The 18,368-nt window shown below is 58.6% G+C and carries 14 protein-coding genes and 1 pseudogene; 9 read left to right on the forward strand and 6 right to left on the reverse strand.

Annotation, left to right across the window (positions count from 1 at the left end):
* Positions 1–140 precede the first annotated feature (140 nt).
* The 3 genes from KF708C_RS27355 to KF708C_RS34940 are packed head-to-tail and all read right to left on the reverse strand — an operon-like array spanning position 141 to position 4,425.
* Positions 141–992 (reverse strand): DUF4123 domain-containing protein, encoded by an 852-nt coding sequence (locus KF708C_RS27355; protein WP_017513002.1) that lies wholly within the window; start codon positions 990–992, stop codon positions 141–143.
* A 28-nt stretch (positions 993–1,020) separates the two neighbouring features.
* Positions 1,021–3,897, reverse strand: coding sequence for a type VI secretion system Vgr family protein (locus tag KF708C_RS27360; protein ID WP_017513001.1), 2,877 nt, complete (start codon positions 3,895–3,897; stop codon positions 1,021–1,023).
* A 15-nt stretch (positions 3,898–3,912) separates the two neighbouring features.
* Positions 3,913–4,425, reverse strand: coding sequence for a hypothetical protein (locus KF708C_RS34940; RefSeq protein WP_017513000.1), 513 nt, complete (start codon positions 4,423–4,425; stop codon positions 3,913–3,915).
* A 327-nt stretch (positions 4,426–4,752) separates the two neighbouring features.
* Between KF708C_RS34940 and KF708C_RS27365 the strand changes: the two genes are divergently transcribed.
* The 7 genes from KF708C_RS27365 (at position 4,753) to KF708C_RS27385 (ending at position 13,441) form a co-directional block, all read left to right on the forward strand.
* Positions 4,753–7,737: a Tn3 family transposase gene (locus KF708C_RS27365; protein ID WP_049286361.1), complete on the forward strand. Its 2,985-nt coding sequence runs from the start codon at positions 4,753–4,755 to the stop codon at positions 7,735–7,737.
* A 221-nt stretch (positions 7,738–7,958) separates the two neighbouring features.
* Positions 7,959–8,819, forward strand: a complete 861-nt coding sequence (locus tag KF708C_RS34945; RefSeq protein WP_003118418.1) for a phytanoyl-CoA dioxygenase family protein — start codon at positions 7,959–7,961, stop codon at positions 8,817–8,819.
* A 24-nt stretch (positions 8,820–8,843) separates the two neighbouring features.
* Entirely contained in the window at positions 8,844–9,740 is an 897-nt protein-coding gene (locus tag KF708C_RS27370) for a phosphate/phosphite/phosphonate ABC transporter substrate-binding protein (RefSeq protein ID WP_059414254.1), read from the forward strand.
* A gap of 123 nt (positions 9,741–9,863) precedes the next feature.
* A complete protein-coding gene (phnE, locus tag KF708C_RS27375) occupies positions 9,864–10,712 on the forward strand; it encodes a phosphonate ABC transporter, permease protein PhnE (protein ID WP_059414256.1) in 849 nt (282 codons plus the stop codon).
* A gap of 33 nt (positions 10,713–10,745) precedes the next feature.
* Positions 10,746–11,546 (forward strand): phosphonate ABC transporter ATP-binding protein, encoded by an 801-nt coding sequence (phnC, locus tag KF708C_RS34950; protein WP_041682765.1) that lies wholly within the window; start codon positions 10,746–10,748, stop codon positions 11,544–11,546.
* A gap of 19 nt (positions 11,547–11,565) precedes the next feature.
* Positions 11,566–12,567 carry a phosphonate dehydrogenase gene (locus tag KF708C_RS34955; RefSeq protein WP_026485313.1) on the forward strand — a complete coding sequence of 334 codons (1,002 nt, stop codon included), beginning with the start codon at positions 11,566–11,568 and terminating at the stop codon, positions 12,565–12,567.
* Positions 12,568–12,571: 4 nt separating this feature from the next.
* Positions 12,572–13,441: a LysR family transcriptional regulator gene (locus KF708C_RS27385; RefSeq protein WP_013743899.1), complete on the forward strand. Its 870-nt coding sequence runs from the start codon at positions 12,572–12,574 to the stop codon at positions 13,439–13,441.
* A 232-nt stretch (positions 13,442–13,673) separates the two neighbouring features.
* Here KF708C_RS27385 and KF708C_RS34960 read toward each other — a convergent pair.
* From KF708C_RS34960 to KF708C_RS27390, 3 genes and pseudogenes are all read right to left on the reverse strand, one after another.
* Positions 13,674–13,913 (reverse strand): annotated as a pseudogene (locus tag KF708C_RS34960) (integrase core domain-containing protein); the annotation flags it as partial.
* Positions 13,914–14,108: 195 nt separating this feature from the next.
* Positions 14,109–14,549 carry a hypothetical protein gene (locus tag KF708C_RS34965; RefSeq protein ID WP_231586609.1) on the reverse strand — a complete coding sequence of 147 codons (441 nt, stop codon included), beginning with the start codon at positions 14,547–14,549 and terminating at the stop codon, positions 14,109–14,111.
* Between the two features lie 511 nt (positions 14,550–15,060).
* Complete coding sequence (locus KF708C_RS27390; protein ID WP_034396223.1) at positions 15,061–16,161, reverse strand: DNA-binding protein; 1,101 nt, start codon at positions 16,159–16,161, stop codon at positions 15,061–15,063.
* A gap of 413 nt (positions 16,162–16,574) precedes the next feature.
* Here KF708C_RS27390 and phnF point away from each other — a divergent pair, with 413 nt between their 5' ends.
* Together phnF and KF708C_RS27400 are read left to right on the forward strand one after the other, a co-directional pair.
* Complete coding sequence (gene phnF / locus KF708C_RS27395; protein ID WP_059414262.1) at positions 16,575–17,303, forward strand: phosphonate metabolism transcriptional regulator PhnF; 729 nt, start codon at positions 16,575–16,577, stop codon at positions 17,301–17,303.
* 77 nt (positions 17,304–17,380) lie between these two features.
* Positions 17,381–18,295 (forward strand): phosphate/phosphite/phosphonate ABC transporter substrate-binding protein, encoded by a 915-nt coding sequence (locus tag KF708C_RS27400; protein ID WP_423200970.1) that lies wholly within the window; start codon positions 17,381–17,383, stop codon positions 18,293–18,295.
* Positions 18,296–18,368 lie beyond the last annotated feature (73 nt).

Genomic DNA, 18,368 nt, shown 5'->3' on the forward strand with positions numbered 1-18,368 from the left:
CTCATCCATGTAGTTGAGCACTCGGACCTCAAGGCCGAGGTCTTCATCTTGCTGGGCAGCATTCGCCTGCTCCGCAGGCTTGCAGCCGGCGCTGAGCGTGGCCAACACCACCAACACGAGTGCCATCCATGTTCGAATTTTCATGACTGTTCCGTCGTTTCTTGCGACTGCAGCAAACCAGCTTCACTCAATGCACCGGCGACTACTCGAAAAACCACTGCGTCATGCGCGCCCGCGTTGAACTCGGGGCTATCCAGCGCCATCCGAATGCAGCTATGCGCCTGAGATGGTGTACCTGTTAGTTCTCCCCACCAATGCACGTTCGTCTGAATGAGTCTCAGCAGGCCATCCGGGCGAGCCAGCGCATCAAGACGATCCATCTGCTCCCGACTGAAGACATAGGGTTCGTCAGTCCGGTCGGCTGAAGCATCGTCAGGGTGACCGACAGCCTGCAACCTGCCATCGCGTCGGAAGTACCACCACCGCAACCCATTCAGGAAGCGCTCACGCTGCGCGTCATCAAACACCTGCAGCAGCGCATCCAACGAGCGGGTATCCGCGAAGCGGATCAGGAACGCCTTCCCCTCATGGTCCACAGCTTCCATCTGGTCCTGGAGGTGCGCGACTGGATCAAGAGCCGACGCGATGCGATGCAAGAAGCTCAGCATCGGCTTGCCCGAAGTCTCATTCAGAACGAACTCAAGGAACGTACGCCGTTCGGATTCTTCAACCGGTATGCGGACCACGGAGGGGGCGATTTCTGCCAAGCCGGGCCCGTCATAGCGCCCCTCGTAGAGTGACTGCGGATGCAAGCCCGGAAACCGCGAGCGTAGCCGCTGCGCGAAACCGGTATCGAACGCGTTGTCGACCAAGGCATACACGTTCGCCTCCGGCAATGCGCCAAAAAGTTGTGCCAGAGCGCTATCCGGGAAATCGTTCACCCAAGCAGGTTCATCCGAGCGTCTGCGTTGAATCTGGAAACGGGTTGCCATGGTGCCAATGACCTCGATGTCTGCTAAATCAGCCGTTCCTGCTACCGAGCGAATGACCGCCAGCCATTGCGCGCAACATGCATTCGACACAGATGCTCTGTGGAAACGCCGGCAACGGATACGACTGGTTCACCGGCCCATCAAAGGTGCGCTGCGCGGCCTTGTAGGTAATCGGCCCGGAGCACTCGACGGTGATGTTGCCGTCCTCCAGCGTAATGGCTGCACCGGCCGCCGTCGCCAGGCGAATCCGCTTGGCCGCCGCAAAATCCACGTTCATGTTGGCCGACACTAATTTCAGGTCATCCTTGGCCATGAGCTTCAGCGTGTCGTGCTGCGCCTGAACGTCGATGTTGCCCTGGCCGGCGGTCAGTTGCAGGCCGATGTTGTTGTCACCCGCCTTGGACAGGCCCGCCGCCACGCCGATCGCTTGCCCAGCGTGCATGCGCGCCTGTTTGCCGACGGCGATGTTGGTGTCCTGGCCGCTGCCCAGGGCGATGCTCTCGCCGTTGGCCAACTGCAGATCCTGACCGGCCACCATGACCAACCCGGCGCGGCCGTTCGCATGCACCATCGCCTCGCCCTGGTGTGGCACCTTGCCCGGCGTGCTGGTGTTGCCGGCGCTGGCATCCTGCTTCGCCGCATCGAGCGCCTTGCCGTCCACCATGCCGGCGGCGGCCTTCTCCTGCTTGGCCAGCGGCGCATTCTCGTCCTTCGCCGACGACAGGCCAGCGGTCTGATGGGTGACGGCCCCTTGGCCCAGCGATTGGGTGAGCGCCTTGGCCTGCTTGATGAGGGCAATGCCGGCGGCGTTGTCGCCTGTGGGCACAGCTTTGCCGCTGGCGGCGTCGCGGTAGGTGGTCAGCAGCAGTCCGGCCTGGCCGCGCACGGCGGCGTGGCCGTCGGTGCGCAGCTCGAAGCCCTGACCACGGAAGCTGCCGCGCCGGTTGTCCTGTTGGTGAACGAGGTGGCCAAGGTTGATCTGGCTGTGTAGCTGCGTGGTGGCAAGCTGCGTGCGCAACTGACCATCGCTGTCATCGAAGACGAGCTGGTTGTAGCCGCTGCCGCCGTGTTCGGCGCTCTTGAAGCCGGTGTGCGCAGCAGCGTTGCGGTGTCCGTCCGCGTCGGTGCCCATGCCGTGCCAGGCGGGGCTGTGGCCGCCCGCCACGTTACCCTGGGCGCTCGGGGCCGTATCGCTGCCTTGTTTGTAGAGTGCGGCCGTGTCCATTTGAGCTGCGGTTTGGCCGCCGGGCGTCGGCGCAACGCCGGCCTCGCCCTGACCGTTGTAGAGGGCACCAATGACGACCGGCTGGTCGACATCGTCTTCGCTGAACTTGACGAGCACTTCCTGCCCAATGCGCGGCAGCCATTGCCAGCCCATGCCGGAACCGGCCTGCCGCTGCGCGACGCGTACCCAGCGGCTGCTTCGGTCATCTGCACGCTCGCCTTGTTGCCAGGGAAAGCGCACGCGGATTTCACCTGCGGGGCTGGCATGGTGCTCGCCGTCTCCGCCGGCTTGGGTCTGGCCGTCCGGGCCGACCACGATGGCGCTGTGTACGCCTTGCGCGGTGGGCGCCGCGTAGAGACGGCCGCAATCGGGTTCAGTCACGGCCGGGCGCCAGGGCCGGCGTGCGTCGCCGGCGCGGAAGACGCCAGCGTAACCGTGCGCGCGTGCTGCTTTGAGCAGATCGCCAGTCGGCGTGCTGCGTTCGACGGGGCCTTCTGCTTCTTGGAAACCAAAAACGCCCGGGCCGGATTCCGGCGCGCTGGGCGGCGTATCGAATGCCAGCGCGGCATCGAGCCCGCCCAAACGCTGGCTGAGCGCGTTGTGCGTATCGACGGTCAGGTTGTTGATGCCGCAGTGCTCGACCAGATCCATCAACAGCGGATAGGCGCCTTCCACGTCTTGCGGCAGGTGCGGGCAATCCACCACCTGCAGACGCGTACCGCTGCGCAGCGTGCGCACCGTGCCTCGCCCCGAGAACAGCAGTGCGCGCGCCTCCAGGCTTTCCATGACCTGCTCGGCAATGCGCTGGGCATTGGCGGAATCCGGCGCCAGCGACGGGCTGATGGACAGATACGCGTCGGGGCTGCCGGCGCTGGTGGCAAAGCGCGCGGGCGCATGGGCACGCACGCTGTGCTTGCCTTCCGGGTCCCACGCGGCCACGGCAACGCCGCCGGCAGTTGTGCGGGTGTGGCAGGCCAGTTGCTGGATGGCGTCGCGCTCTTCCAGGCTGTGCGCGCGGTGGAAGCGGATGCCGCCGGCCGCAGCCGACTCCGTGTCTTCCGGCAGCTGCGTGCTGTCGGCAAAGATCACCAGCGTGTGGCCGCCGTGCGCCTGGTCGTCTTCCACCGTGGTGAAGCCGAGCCCCGCCTCGGCGAGAAGGCGTGTGACGAAGTGGTAGTCCGTCTCGCGAAACTGCGCGATGTGCGCGCGTGTACCGAAATCGCTCATGCGTGCTTCGGCACCGGCCGCGTAGCGCCACGAGGCGTACGGCTCGTACGGCGACAGCATCTGCTCAATGATGTCAGCGAGCGGCCGATTCTGGAACACCTGGCTGTGGCGCTGCTGCGTGGTCAGCCAGAACCATGGCACCACCGTCAGGCGATAGCGCGTGAGGCTGCCGTCCGCGCCGAGCTTCTCAGCCAGGCGGATCAGGCCCGTGCGCTTGGTCTGCGTACCATCGGCCAGCGTCGTGACCAGCGTGACCCGCTGGCCCAGCAATGATTTGAGCGCGATGCGCGCATTGGCGCTGACGGCCACCACGCGCCATTCGAACAGTTCGGACAGTGCCTCGCGACCGAGCCAGGCTTCCACCGCCAGATCCGCAAGCGGCCCGTCGCCTTCCAGCGTGTACAGGCGGCGTGTGGGGGCGAAGAGGTTCTGAAGAAGGGTTGTGACTTCCATGCGGCGATCTGCCCGTTACAGGTGCAATGTCCAACCATCCACCGGCGGCTGCACGCGCGCAGGATCTGGGCGGGGGGATTTGTTTTCGAGAAGTTCGGTAATGGCATCGAACGCTGCTAGGCGCGCAGCCTCATCAGAGGCATAGCCCGTTTCTGCCCGACAGATTTCGGTTTGCCGGATGGGGCGAATTTCGTAACGCCATCCGTTCTCCTGCCGCCACACCGTGGTCACATAGCCATCGGCCGGAAGCGACATGGGGCCATCGAAACTGCCGCCGCGCTTCCATGCGCGGGTCAGCCATAAGAGGCGCTTGGTCGCCCGGCTGCGCGGCGGCGGCTTCGGCTCGCTCTGTTGCGGTTTCACCCGCAACTCGCGGGAACAGTCTTCGTCGACGCGCAGCACGCCGTGGTAGTTGTGATGACGTAATACGTGCACCGGCCCCGTGAACACGCCACGGCATCGGTCACACGTGCCGACACCGGCGTCGCCCTCGTCGGCAGCGACGCGAATCCACCCATCGCGCGGCAAGCCGGCCTTGATCCATCGGCCTTGCTCCCAGACAGTGGGCGGTCGGGTTCCGCGGGCTTTGCGGGGTGACCTGATTGACCTCATCGACGACCAGCACGGGTTGACCAAAACCCGGGATGGTAGAGCGGCTGTGGCCCGTTATCGCTGAAAAATATCGAAATCAGACTTAAAAAGAACTGTCCACCAGACCCGATGCTGGCATTGCTTGCATGCGCGCTGACACGGTTTTCAGCCCGAGGCGGGGCCGATATCGCACCGGTCAGCCCTTATGATGCGTAGCCTGGCGTGACGAGACTCAAGACGCAAACATTCTCGGCGGTTGAGACGATGCAGCAGATCCATGACACGGCCTACCCAATGCTGCCGGCCGAACTGGGGGAAACGGAACTGGCCACGGTGTTCACCCCGAGCCCGGCCGAAATCCGCTTTGTTGCCGACCAGTATCGGCAAGCGCCCACGCGCGCGCTGATCCTCGTCCAGCTCAAGCTGTACCAGCGGCTGGGCTACTGCCCGCCAGTTTCGGGCGTTCCGACGGCCATCGTGCATCACGTGTGTTCGGTGCTGCGCATCCGCCCACTGCTGCGCAGCGTGCTGGCACGATACGACCGTTCAGGAAGCAAATCCCGCCACCAAAAGCTCCTGCGCGACTTTATCGGCATTCGCACCACGGACGCGCAGACACACGCGTGGCTTGCCGATGTGGCCGCGCACGCGGCGCGCATCAAAACGGAACTGCCTGACATCATCAACGTCCTGATCGAGGAGCTGATCCGGCACCGCTATGAATTGCCGCCGCTGGCCGCGCTGACCAGGATCGCTGCCCACGCCCGCAGTCAGGTCAACGAAACCATCTACCGCACGATCGTCGAGGCGCTGGGGCCCGACCTGATCGTCAGAATCGATGCGCTCTTCGACAACCGTGGCGGGCGCACCGGCTGGGATCAGGTCAAACGGGAACCCAAGCGGCCCGCGCCACGGGAGATCGCCGGGTTCCTCAAGCACATCGAGGCGCTGCGTGTCTTGGCTGATGGCATGCCGGTGGCACCGGAGATCCTCACCGCGCCAAAGTGCACGCAGTTGGTCACGGAAGCGCGCGCCCTGGATGTCCAGGAAATGCGGTCGCTCAAGCCCACCAAGCGCTATGCGTTGGCTGTCCTGTTCATCCTTGCGCAGTTGCAAAAAGCACTGGACGACGTGGCCGAGATCTTCATCAAGACGGTGCGCAACCTGGAACATACGGCCGAATTGCGCCTGCAGCAGTACCAATTAGCGCACGCGGACCAGCTTGAGGCCCTGGTCGGTCAGTTTCGAGACGTGCTCGGTGTGCTGCAGGACGACACGCTGCCGGCGGAAGCCCGTGTCGCGAAGATGCGCGCGGCGCTGGGCGGCGATCCCGATGGGGTACTGACCCGCTGCAATGAACACATCGCCTACGCGGGAAACCATACGTTTCCCTTCATGCTGCGTCCGTATCGGAACCTGCGGGCGCTGCTGTTCCAGTGCCTCGATCTGCTATCGCTCAGGGCCAGCTCGCAAGACGATGCGCTCCTGCGAGCGCTGGACTGGATGCGCAGCTACAGGACCTCGCACCGCGAATACCTGATGCTCAGCGACCGTGACGCGGCCAACCTACCGCTGGGCTGGATACCGGACAAGTGGGAGAAGCCGATTTTCCCGAATGGCAAGAGCGGCCGGCTGATGCACCGCAAGTACTTCGAGCTGTGCGTATTCAGCCAAATCATGCGGGAGTTGAAATCGGGTGACATCTATGTGGAGAACAGTGACCAGTACGACGATCCACGTGTGCACCAGGTGTCGTGGGAGGAGTTCCGGGCGGAACTACCGCGCTACAGCGAGCTGGTCAATTTCCCGGTCGACGGCAAGGCATTCGTCCAGGCGTTGAAAGAAGAATTGGGTACGCTCGCTGACGCGGTGGACTCTGAGTTCCCTGCCAACGACCATGTGGAGATCAGCGAACAGGGGCTCATCCTGCATCGGCTGGAGAAAGATCCCGATCCGCCCAACAAGCTGCTGATCGATCAGGCCATCACCGCGTCGATGCCACCGGTGAGCATTCTGGACATCCTGATCGAGACCGAGCGGTGGCTCGACTTGCACAAGCTGTTCGGTCCGCTGTCGGGGTTCGAAGCCAAGATCGACGATCCGCGCAAGCGGTTCATCACAACGCTGTTCTGTTATGGCTGCAATCTCGGACCGAGCCAGACCGCGCGCTCGGTGAAGAACCTGAGCCGCAAGCAGGTCGCCTGGCTGAATCTGCGACACGTCACCGAGGAGCGCCTGGACAAAGCCATCGTGCAGGTCATCAATGCCTACAACCGGTTCGCTTTGCCGAAGTTCTGGGGTTCCGGCAAGCGGGTGTCGGCCGACGGCACGAAGTGGAACCTCTACGAGCAGAACCTGCTGTCGGAATATCACATCCGGTACGGTGGCTATGGCGGCATCGGTTACTACCATGTCTCCGACATGTACATCGCGCTGTTCAGCCACTTCATTCCCTGCGGCGTGCACGAGGCCGTCTACATCCTGGATGGGTTGCTCAAGAATGCCTCCAGCGTGCAGCCCGACACCGTCCATGGCGACACGCAGGCGCAGAGCGGGCCGGTGTTCGGCTTGGCACATCTACTGGGGATCAACCTGATGCCGCGCATCCGAAACATCAAGGATCTGGTGTTCTACAAGGCCGACCGGCGCCGGCGCTACAAAAACATCGATTCGCTGTTCCGGGGCACCATCGACTGGGCACTGATCGAGCGGCATTTCCCGGACATGCTGCGCGTGGCCATCTCGATTAAGGTCGGCCGTATGACGCCGTCGACGATCCTCCGGCGCCTCGGCTCCGAGAGCCGCAAGAACAAGCTGTACTTCGCTTTCCGAGAGTTGGGCCGCGTCATCCGTACGATGTTCCTGCTGAAGTACATCAGCAACCCCGACATGCGACGGGCCATCCATGCGGCCACCAACAAGAGCGAGCAGTTCAACGACTACGCGCAGTGGCTGATGTTCGGGGGAGAGGGCGTCATCGCCGAGAACATCCGGCACGAGCAGCGCAAGGTCATCAAGTACAACCAACTCGTGGCCAACATGGTCATCCTGTACAACGTGCAGTGGATGTCGCGCAAGCTCAAGGAGCTTCAGGAGAAGGGGTTGCCGATCGACGCCGAAGTGCTGAAGGTGCTGTCGCCTTACCGGAAGGACCACATCAACCGGTTCGGCGATTACTTGATGGACCTGCACAAGAAGGTGCCGCCGCTTGATCCGACGATCGATTTCTCTTTCAAATCAGCCGCTTAGACTCATTCTGGCGGAAATTTTACGAATCCCGGCCGACCCTCTCCTTCTGTGTTGCATTCCGCGTCCCGCTGTCATGCCTATGCCATACCGACGATCTACCATCCTTTCATGATCGATCTGTAGATCAAAGTTACTTATTGATTACATGATCGAATCAGCATGCCGGAAGGAGCCGCAGTTTGCCCTCCCGATTATTCGTTGGAAGACCTTGGAGCATCACCATGTTTGCAGAGCAGCAACGCGAATATCTCGACAAGGGATATACGAAGATTGAAAGCTTTTTCTCCGCGGAGGAAGTAGCGAAGATTCTTGAAGACGTCAAGCAAATTGAATTGGGAGCTATTGGCGTAGCTTCGGACAATGAGACTTACCAGTTCGAAAAGAAGAATGGCGAGACGACGAAGCTACTGCGTCGCGTCGAGAATCCTCACCTTTATTTCGATGCAATAGATTCTTTGGTCAGGTCGGAAAAAATCGTCGATTTGCTTCGGCATTTCCTGGGCGAAAACATCCGTTTGCACAATAGCAAAATCAACTTCAAGCCGCCATCAGGCGCGCCAGTCCAGTGGCATCAGGACTGGGCATTCTATCCCCACACAAACGATGATTTTCTTACTCTCGGAATTTTCCTCGACGAGACAAGTGAGAAAAATGGCGCGATGGCATGCTTGCCAGGCTCCCACAAAGGAAAAGTGTACGACCACCGGAACGTCGAGACGGGCGAGTTTTGCCACGCGATCTCTCGCTCCAACTGGGACGAAGCGCTCGACCCGACAGAAGGGGAGTTACTGACGGGACCCGTAGGAACTGTCACGTTGCATCACGTCCGGACCCTTCATGGTTCAGGCCCAAACCACTCAACGATCAGGCGGCGTTTTCTGCTCATCGGCTATGCCGCGGCTGATGCCTGGCCACTTCTGGGCTGTGGCAACTATGGGGATTATGAAAGCCTCATGGTCTCTGGCCGATCCACCGTATTCCCGCGCATGGTGGAACTCCCTTTGACTGTCCCGTATCCGTTGTCGATGTACGGTGATCGCATCTTTGAAAGTCAACGAGCTTTGACTCAAAAGTACTACTGAAGTCTTTAACTCACTGAGGTCATAATGCAAGTTTTTACTCTGTTTTCGAAATTCAAGAAGGCGTTAACGCGCGCCATTCTTGCCTTTATCGCCACAATCATAGTGTGCACACCCGCGCAGGCAGCTGAGGTTGTCAATGGTAAACTTCACCTGCGTTTTGCAATTGCGCCGTTGCGTCCAACGCCTAGCCAGACCATCAAAGAGTTTGAGCCGATATTCAAGTATCTCGCCGACCAGCTCGGCGCGACCTATGAAATCGTCTCCCCGGAAAGCTGGGCGGCAATATCTGTGGCAATGACAAATGGCCATGTCGATGTGGGCTGGCTCGGACCCTGGGGCTATGTCTTGTCGAATAAAAAGGCCGGCACCGAAGTGCTTGCAATGGCCAAGTACCGCGGGAAGCCGTTCTACAAAGCCCTCATTGTCGGTCGCGCCGATCTGCCGATCAAAAAATGGCCCGAGGACGCGAAGGGTTTGAAGCTGTCACTCGGTGATCAGGGCAACACTTCTGGCTGGCTCATCCCGATGGCGTACTTCAAGAGCATCGGCATCGACCCTGCGAGCTATTTTGAATATCGTGAAGGTGCCACGTTTGGCCAGAACGAATCACAGATTCAGCACGGACTGATCGACCTCGGATCCGATATGGATCGGGGCCGGAACGGGATGATCGAAGCGGGTCAAATCGATCCTTCGAAGTCCAAGATCGTGTGGGAATCCAGCAAGCTGCCGAACGACGCGATATCCGTGCCGAAGGATTTTGATCCTGCTCTGAAAGCGCGCATCACGGAAATACTGACGTCCTTGTCCGAAGAGAAAGCACAGTCGCTGATGGGCTCGGGCTATAACGGCTTCGTGAAGGCAAAGCACAGCGATTACAAGGTAATCGAAGACGCCGGCCGCATCCTGGGAAAACTATAAAGCACGAGGGGTCCGTTCTTGGATGAGGGCAGCGGACGACAAGGTGGACTGACGCACGCCAGCTCCTTGTCTCCGCTGCACGAACATACGGGCGCGCATCGCGATACCACAGAGGATGAACCAATGAATCAGCGAATCGAAGAAGTCATGCTGGCTAATGTCAAGAGGGACGTAGCCAGGAGAAAGCGGCATTTTGCAACGTCGGTCGTAGTACTCAGTTTGCTGGCAGTGGCCTGGTACGTGTGTCAGATAGAATTCCAGAAGCTAGGCGCCGGTTTACCGAGACTATGGTCATTCGTCGTGCAGATGTTTCCACCCGACCTGAGCGACCTGGACGTCATTCTAAAAGGGGCTGGCGAGACGCTCGCCATGGCGACGATTGGCACGATATTCGCCACAATCATGGCATTTCCGCTGGCACTCATGGCTGCGCGTAATACCTGTCCGAACAAGTGGACCTATCGGGTATCCCGCGCCATCCTGAACGCCAGCCGCGGCACGGAGACATTTGTCTATGCACTTGTATTTGTAGCAGCAGTGGGCTTCGGTCCGTTCTCCGGCGTACTGGCCATTACTTTCCACATGGTAGGGGCAATCGGCAAAATGTTTGCTGAAGCCATCGAGCCCGTTGACCAAGGGCCATTGGATGCGCTCGCCTTGACCGGTGCCAGCAGGGCAAAGATTATCCGCTACGGTCTGATCCCGGATGTTATGCCGCACCTGATCGCGAGCGTTCTATACATTTGGGAATTCAGTGTCAGAACGTCCACAGTACTGGGCATCGTAGGCGCAGGTGGAATTGGGCAGACCCTGAAAGATACTGTGGACTTGTTGGAATTCAACAAGATGATTACGGTACTGGCGGTTATATTGCTGATGGTGTCGGCAATCGATTTCATCAGTGACCGGCTCAGGTACTTGATATTGGACACAAAACGCGAGGGATTCGAAACTCTCCCTGCGAATAACTGATTGCTTCACGTATTACTGGAAGGGCGGTTCGCAATGAAAGATGTAGCGTTGCAGTTAAAGAATGTCGGTAAGTCATACGGCAATAAAGTTGTCCTGGAATCGATTGACTTCGAAGTACGTCACGGCTCAATGGTTGCCTTGCTCGGCACAAGCGGGGCAGGGAAGTCGACGCTTTTCCGATGTCTCACTGGCCTTGAGCCGATTGACTCCGGTTCTATCGTGGCGCTCGGAGAATCCATACATGAACTGTCTCCGGCGCGTCTGCGGGCAGTACGTGGCCAGATCGGGTTCGTGTTCCAACAACTGCACCTGGTGAAAAGGTTCTCAGCACTCGAGAATGTATTGGGTGCGCGTCTGGCAGAGATGCCCATTTGGCGCGTCACATTGAAAAGCTTCAGCCGGGCTGACAAAGTGCTCGCGTTCGAATGTCTGGACCGGGTCGGCATGCTCGATTATGCAAACACGCCTACGCAACTGCTGTCAGGCGGTCAGCAACAGCGTATTGCGATAGCGCGAGCCTTGGCGCAGAAGCCCAAGATTATTATTGCGGACGAACCCGTCTCCAGCCTCGATCCGCTGACGGCGCGCTCGGTTCTGCAAACGCTGAAAGCCGCGGCTACAGATCTTAATGTCGCGGTCCTGTGCAGCCTGCACCAGGTAGACCTGGCACTTGAAGTGTCTGATCGAGTCGTGGGATTGCGGGATGGGCGAATCAGTTTGAATATGGCTAACCAACCGAATGATCAAGGCATGATGCAAAAGATACGATCCATTTATCAGCAGCGTGCCGTACACAGCGACAGAGACGAGCCGTTGCAGCGGCATGTCGCGTAGTTCGTTCCTCAGAGGTCCCATGAAACCAAGAATCGTAACAACGCATCGAATCCACCCTGACACGCTGGCCCTCCTTGAGACCGCCGCTGAAGTAATTTCCAATCAGTCCGATTCAACCATGTCGCGGGAAGAGGTACTGTTGCGCACCAATGATGCGGACGGGATGATGGTGTTTATGCCGGATAGCATAGATGCGGATTTTCTATCCGCGTGCCCCAATCTGAAGGTCATCGGCGCCGCGCTTAAAGGATATGACAACTTTGATGTCGAGGCATGTACCCGCCATGGGATTTGGTTTACGATTGTTCCTGATTTGCTTACGAGTCCCACAGCTGAACTAACGATTGGCCTGTTGCTGAGCATCACACGGAATATGCTGCAAGGTGATAATTACATTCGATCACGCCAGTTCAATGGTTGGACCCCGCGGTTTTATGGCACAGGTTTGACGGGTAAAACCGCCGGCATCATTGGGACGGGAGCGGTCGGGCGGGCGGTCGCAAAGCGGCTGGCCGCCTTCGATATGCAAATTCAGTACACGGATCCGCAGCCTTTGCCGCAAGAGTCGGAAAGGGCATGGAATGCGAGCAGAACATCGCTGGACCAGCTATTGGCGACAAGCGATTTCATCATTCCCATGCTGCCGATGTCGTCAGATACCCACCACACCATAAATGCTCGGGCATTAGACCGCATGAAGCCCGGTGCGTACCTCGTCAATGCCTGTCGCGGCTCCATCGTAGATGAGCGGGCCGTGGTGCATGCGCTTCGGACGGGGCATCTGGGCGGTTACGCCGCAGACGTCTTCGAGATGGAGGAATGGGCGCGTCCCGACAGGCCGCATTCTATTCCTGACGAATTGCTTGATCCTGCTTTACCCACATTCTTTACGCCTCACCTGGGTTCGGCGGTCAAATCGGTACGGATGGAAATCGAGCGTGAAGCCGCCCTCAGTATCCTCGAAGCGTTGCAAGGGCGCATTCCACGCGGAGCGGTCAACCATGTTGGAGCGGGGAGATGACTGAGTGATTAATCTCGATCACGTTGAGAGTTTTCTGGCCGTAGTCGCAGCCGGGGGCTTCCGCGACGCCGCAAAACAACTCGACATTTCGCAGTCGACGGTGACGCAGCATATCAAGAAGCTTGAAGAGTCGCTTAAGATGGAAGTGATCGTGCGAAGCAATGCCGGTTGCAGCTTGACAGCCGAGGGTGAAACTTTTTTGCCGTATGCGCAACAGCTCGTCAACCTGGCGTGTAAAGCCGGAACTCTATTTGAAAAGAAAGATGAAATCACGATTGGTGCGAGTTCTAACACGGGCATATACTTGCTTCAGCCATATATAAAAGAGTTTGAAGAGCGAACGCCATTTTCAGTCAAGGTGGTCATCGATAGAAACGAGGCGATAGCGCGGACCATAGAGAATTACGACCTGGACATCGCTGTCGTCGAAAGATGGGACGAGCGCCCGGGATTCGCTGCCAAGCTGTGGCGACGAGAAGAGCTGGTACTTATCGTACCGCTGGGGCATCCGTGGGCGGGCATGCGGAGTGTTGGGCCGAACCAGCTTGAAAACCAAGTCTTGATCGGAGGCGAGGCGGGCTCGGGCACCGGACGGGTCCTTCGGCAGTATCTCGGTACACGGGCAAATACGCTGAGTGTTTCCTTGCAACTGGGCAGTACCGCCGCTGTAAAAAGTGCTGTGCAGGCAGGACTGGGGATATCAGTCGTGATGAAAGCGTCCGTCGAGAACGAGTCCCGACTTGTCTTGTTTTCAACGGTTCCCTTTGAGGGCGATCCGCCCCGGAAGGAGATCTACATCGTGTTTCGGAATGGCATGCTGAAGCATCCGTCCATCGCTGCTTTCGTCGACATACTTTTGAGCCGTCCGCACTAAATCGGCTTGTGAGCTCGGCTTGTAATGCCGCCGCCGACCCTGGGCGCCGAAGTTCGGGCTGTGGCGTCGCCACACCGATTCTTTCCACGGCAGCTTCGGCTACGACGGAGTGAAAGATATGGGCGAGGGCAACAAACAAAATAGCCAGTCAAACGACTGGCTCTTGAAATTTTGAGGACAAAACCTTTGAAGTCTAGCCTCTCATCCCGATAAAGTGACCTGCTCCGTTTTTTCATACCACCGCCATTTGGGAAATGGCATGGATTGATAAACAGTTCCTCAAGCTTTGGGCCATTTGCAACGGCGTCAGGTAGCCCAAGCTGGAATGCGGTCGTACCTCGTTGTAATGGCGCCGCCAATCCGCGATGACGATTCTGGCCTCGATCCGGTTGCGAAACCATTCCAGACTGAAGCACTCGTCACGCAGTTTGCCATTGAAACTTTCGGTGGTGCCGTGCTGCCATGGCTTGCCCATAGCGGGGATACCGAAAAGCTAACTCCTTCAGCAGAAGTTTGCCTGCCGGAGCCTCTCTTCGCTGTGAGATGGTATCGGTTGCGCAGGTACAGATTAGACGGTATTGAGCTGGTACTGTGCAGGGCCATAGACCGACGCCCGCATCGCCCCATACAAGCTTATTAATAACTCGTAATCTCGCAGTAAGGTCAACTACAACTTGGCAGCCTTTCGGACAACTCCGAGTTTAGTTTGATCTCGGTGAACTCTTGGCGGCGGTTGGCTCAGCAACTGGGCATCCAGGCCCCGGTTGCTAGCGTTGTAAGCCCACACAACAAACTGCTCCAGCAGTCTTTCGTTCTCGACCTTAAGCCGGGCATTTTCGGCCTCAATACGCTCAAGACGTTCTAAAAGCGCCTGTGCTTCTGTAGCTCCCAAGCCAAGGGAGCTTTTTGACCGAGCATTTGGAAGCCCTGCAACGCGGCTCTTCGTTAATTGGAAGGCCTGCTTTATGCGAACCCGCTGATTTAGGGCTTGTCTTGTGTATCGGGCGTTAAGTCGTTGCTCGACAATCTCAATGAGTAATTCCCAAGTAAGCTTCCCCTCCCAGCCGTCGAGAATGCTAACTATGGCTTCTATATCCTGGTCTTCCAAGTTACGTGCTCGAACTTTCGGCCTATTTCTAGCCATCATTTTTCTCCATCGCGAGCATCAGGTTGCGCATGGTTTCAGTCGATATAATCGCACTAGGAGAGGGCTCCGGCCGGTGCGTTAAAGCGGCCCGAGCTACTTTGGCTTGCTCGATTCTTGACGGGACAGGAAGGTTTGACAGTTGGATGACCGCACCATGAGGAATACTGGGGTCATCAAGAAGGGCACACAATTGAGCCAGCCTTTTTACCGTCAGCTCGTGATGGTCTACCCACCGACTAGCTCCAAAGTAACCGTCAGCATGAGCCTGCTTGGCTGCCTCTAGATTCTCTCTAGCAGTCACCAGCTCATCCCGAATCCTGGCTGACCGAACCTCATCGCCTTTTACGCAGACCTGCTCAGAACAATTGAGGCAGTCAGCATGTAGCTGGCAGGGAGCCATGGTGTAATCATGGATACACACACCGAATTCGAGGGTCGGCAGGGATTCATGTAAAAAACCGCAGAAACAGGCTTAAGTCCCTGTCACAGTTGGGTTTTTATCATTCCTCTGTGTCATTTTTTCTGCCCCTTCAACAGGGTCTTTCGCGGACGCATCAGGACTGGGCACCGTAGCGCTGAAACGCTCCAGCATGCTGACCACGACCTGCTCTTGCGCCGTGACGGATGACTTGGCTGCGGTCAGCGCCAGTTCCAGCTGTTGCTTTGCCGTGAGCAGTTCGTTGGCCTTGGCCTCCAACTGTTCGTTCGAGGCGTTGAGTTGCTTGACGGCCGCCTCCTGCTCAACCAGGCGCCGACCCAACTCCTCGGTGCGCCGTTGTGAAAACCCAAGTTCATCCTTGAGCGGCCGCAGGCTCCGCAGCTCTTCCTGGAGCTGGTGCAGATCGCCCTGGGCACGGGATAGATCACCCAACAAGCGCGCGTTTTCCTGAAGGGTGTGGACGGCTTGCTGCTGCTTGGTTGCCAAGGCTTCATTCACGGTGCGCAACTCAGCCTGCAGGTACTGCACCTGCTGCTCATGCTTGCGCTGGTCCTGATCGCGCTGCTCTTTGGTGGACTGCCGGAAATGCTCCAGTGCCTGGCGGGCATGCTGGTGCTTTTCCTCCAGGGATTGCCGGTGGCGTTCTTCGGCCTCGATGCGCTCCTGCAGATCGACTACCTGTTGCGTGAGTTGTGTGCCTTCCAGGATCTTGCCGCGCAGTGACTCGCTGGTTTTTGCATGGGCTGCTTTTTCATCGGCCAACGCCCGCTGGGTTTGTTCCAGTTGCTGGCGGGCGGACTGGGCCTCGGTATTTAGGGCCGCGGCGGCGTGCTGATACTGCGCCAGCTGCTCCGCGTGCCTGGCCTGCGCCGAAATGACCCGCTCTTCGGCTTCCTCGTTCACCCGGGTGGCCAACCGCCCCACCAGATCCTGGATCGCCTCGCTGACAGCCACGCGGGTGCCGGTGGCTCCGCCTTCCTCTTCCTCGATCTCCTTCAGATAGCGGTGGATCGTGGTTTTGGAGCCGCTGCCCAGCTCTTCGCGCACCGCATCGATGGACGGATTCCGCCCGGTGGCCCGCAATTTATCGCGGGCGCGCAGCACTTCTGATTTGTAGATCCCGGCTCTGGCCATGGCTCACCTCTCTATTTCGTACCATAGTATGTATTATGATATTACATACTATTTATGAAGTCAAGAAATTGGGTTTTCTGCCATTTCTAACATTCGGTAATGGTGAATTATTCAATGTGATGCTGGTTTTCGCCCGTTTCCGCGATGGCGTGGGTACGGATGGCTGTGGATTCGAGTCGATGTGCAATACCTGCAATGCTTTGGTGAGATTCCCTCATCCAGGCCGCAACTTCACCTGAATCCGTGTGCTCGGCTCGACCGCAGCTTCATGTTCGAGCTACAACATTAATGATGTTGTAGCGCTACGTCCTGGCATCTCGAAAAACCCCGGATAGTCGTAACGCCAGGGTGTCATGAAACGGACATGGGCACCTCGTAAGCTCACGCTCATCCGCTTATCTAGATAACTAAACATGAGCCTCTACGTTGTCAATCGTGATTCTGGTCTGGCCCTGTACGCACAGATCGCTCAACAACTGGAGCTGGTCGTACACAACCAATACGCATCCGGGGAATGCTTGCCGTCGGAGGGGGATCTGGCAGTGCAATTTGGTGTCAACCGCCATACCTTGCGCCGCGCAATAGACGAGCTGGTCGAGGCAGGCCTACTGGAACGCCGTCACGGCCTGGGCATCTTTGTGCTCGACACACAACTGGACTACCAGATTGGCAAAGGCACGCGTTTCACCGAAAACCTGGCCGCACTTGGGTTCATGACCGAGAACCGCATCCTTCGCAAGCAGACCATTGGCGCCCTGCCTAGGGTGGCACAACGCCTGACCATTCAGGAAGGGGATGCAGTGCACTGGATTGAGACGTTACGCATGGTGGAGCAACGCCCCATGTGCTTGATATCGCACTTCGTGCCCGCCGAAAAATTCCCAGACCTCTTCGAGCGTTTCGAAAGCGGATCGCTGCATGCGCTGCTGGGTGCCACATATGGCTGCAAGTTACGCCGAACAGAAAGCCTAGTGACAGCGGTGCTCCCGCAAGGGGACGACGCCAAGACGCTGGGGATGCCGCAGAACCGACCGGTGCTGCGGGTCAAGAGTGTGAACGTGGACGACCGGGATGGTACCCCGGTCGAATACGCCATTACCCGGTTCCGTGCAGACCGGATCCAACTGCGCATCAACCCCTGACGGTCTCGCAAACCTATCTCTTTGTCTTCCCACTCACATGAGCCTTTGTAATGTATCTGAAACAATCCATCCGCCGTATGCTGTTGGCCACCGGCCTGGCTCTGATGGCCAGTCCGTTTGCTGCCGTGGCCGCACAAAACGACGGCACGGCCGCCAAGCCGCTGCGCGTAATTTTGGTGCCCGCCGACGGCGGCACCGAAGACGGCACCAAGAAGGACTTCCAGCCCATTTTCTCGGCCATCGAACAATCGACGGGCCTGAAGTTCGACATCAAGGTCGGTCAGAGCTACGGTTCGGTGGTGGAGGCCATGTGCAGCGGCGCGGCAGACATTGCCTGGTACGGCCCGCTGTCTTACCTTCAAGCCAAGAGCCGAGGCTGTTCCGAATTGCTGGCGCTGGCTGTCAGCAAGGGCCAGTCGGTGTACTACTCAGGTCTGTTCGCACGCACCGACAGTGGTATCAACAGCGTCGCCGACCTCAAAGGCAAAAAAGTGGCCTTGGGCGACGTGAATTCCACCTCCAGCTTTGCCGTGCCAGTGGCCATGATGATGGCCGGTGGCGTACTGCCTGCGCGTGATCTGGGCACCATCAACATGGCCGGCAGCCATGCCAATGTGCTGAAGGCCTTGGCCGAGGGGCTGGTCGATGCCGGTGGTGCGTCGTTCGACTCCTTCGAAAAAGCCGTCAACGGCAAAGCGATCGACCCCTCCAAGGTCAAAGTGATCATCAAGAGTGCGGCCATTCCCTATCCGCCGCTGGCCATCCACCCCAAGGTAGATGGTGCCGTCAAGGCCAAGCTGCGCGAGGCGTTCAACAACGTCGACAAACTGCCCGGCATCACCAAAGACCAGATCCGCGGCTACGGTGGTGGCAAGGTGGACGGCTACACCGCCAATGTCAGTGAAGAAGACATGGCCAATGCCGGCAAGCTGTTTGAGATGGTCACCGACCCAGTCAAGCAGGACATCATGAAAAAGGCCAGCGCGCGCTAAGCAGCGCCGCGCTACTCAAGCACCCCGTGCACGACAGTCAGGCCCAGGTCACTGGGTCGGGCTGCTGCATGAA

The sequence above is a fragment of the Cupriavidus basilensis genome, assembly GCF_000876015.1.
GTDB lineage: Bacteria > Pseudomonadota > Gammaproteobacteria > Burkholderiales > Burkholderiaceae > Cupriavidus > Cupriavidus basilensis_B.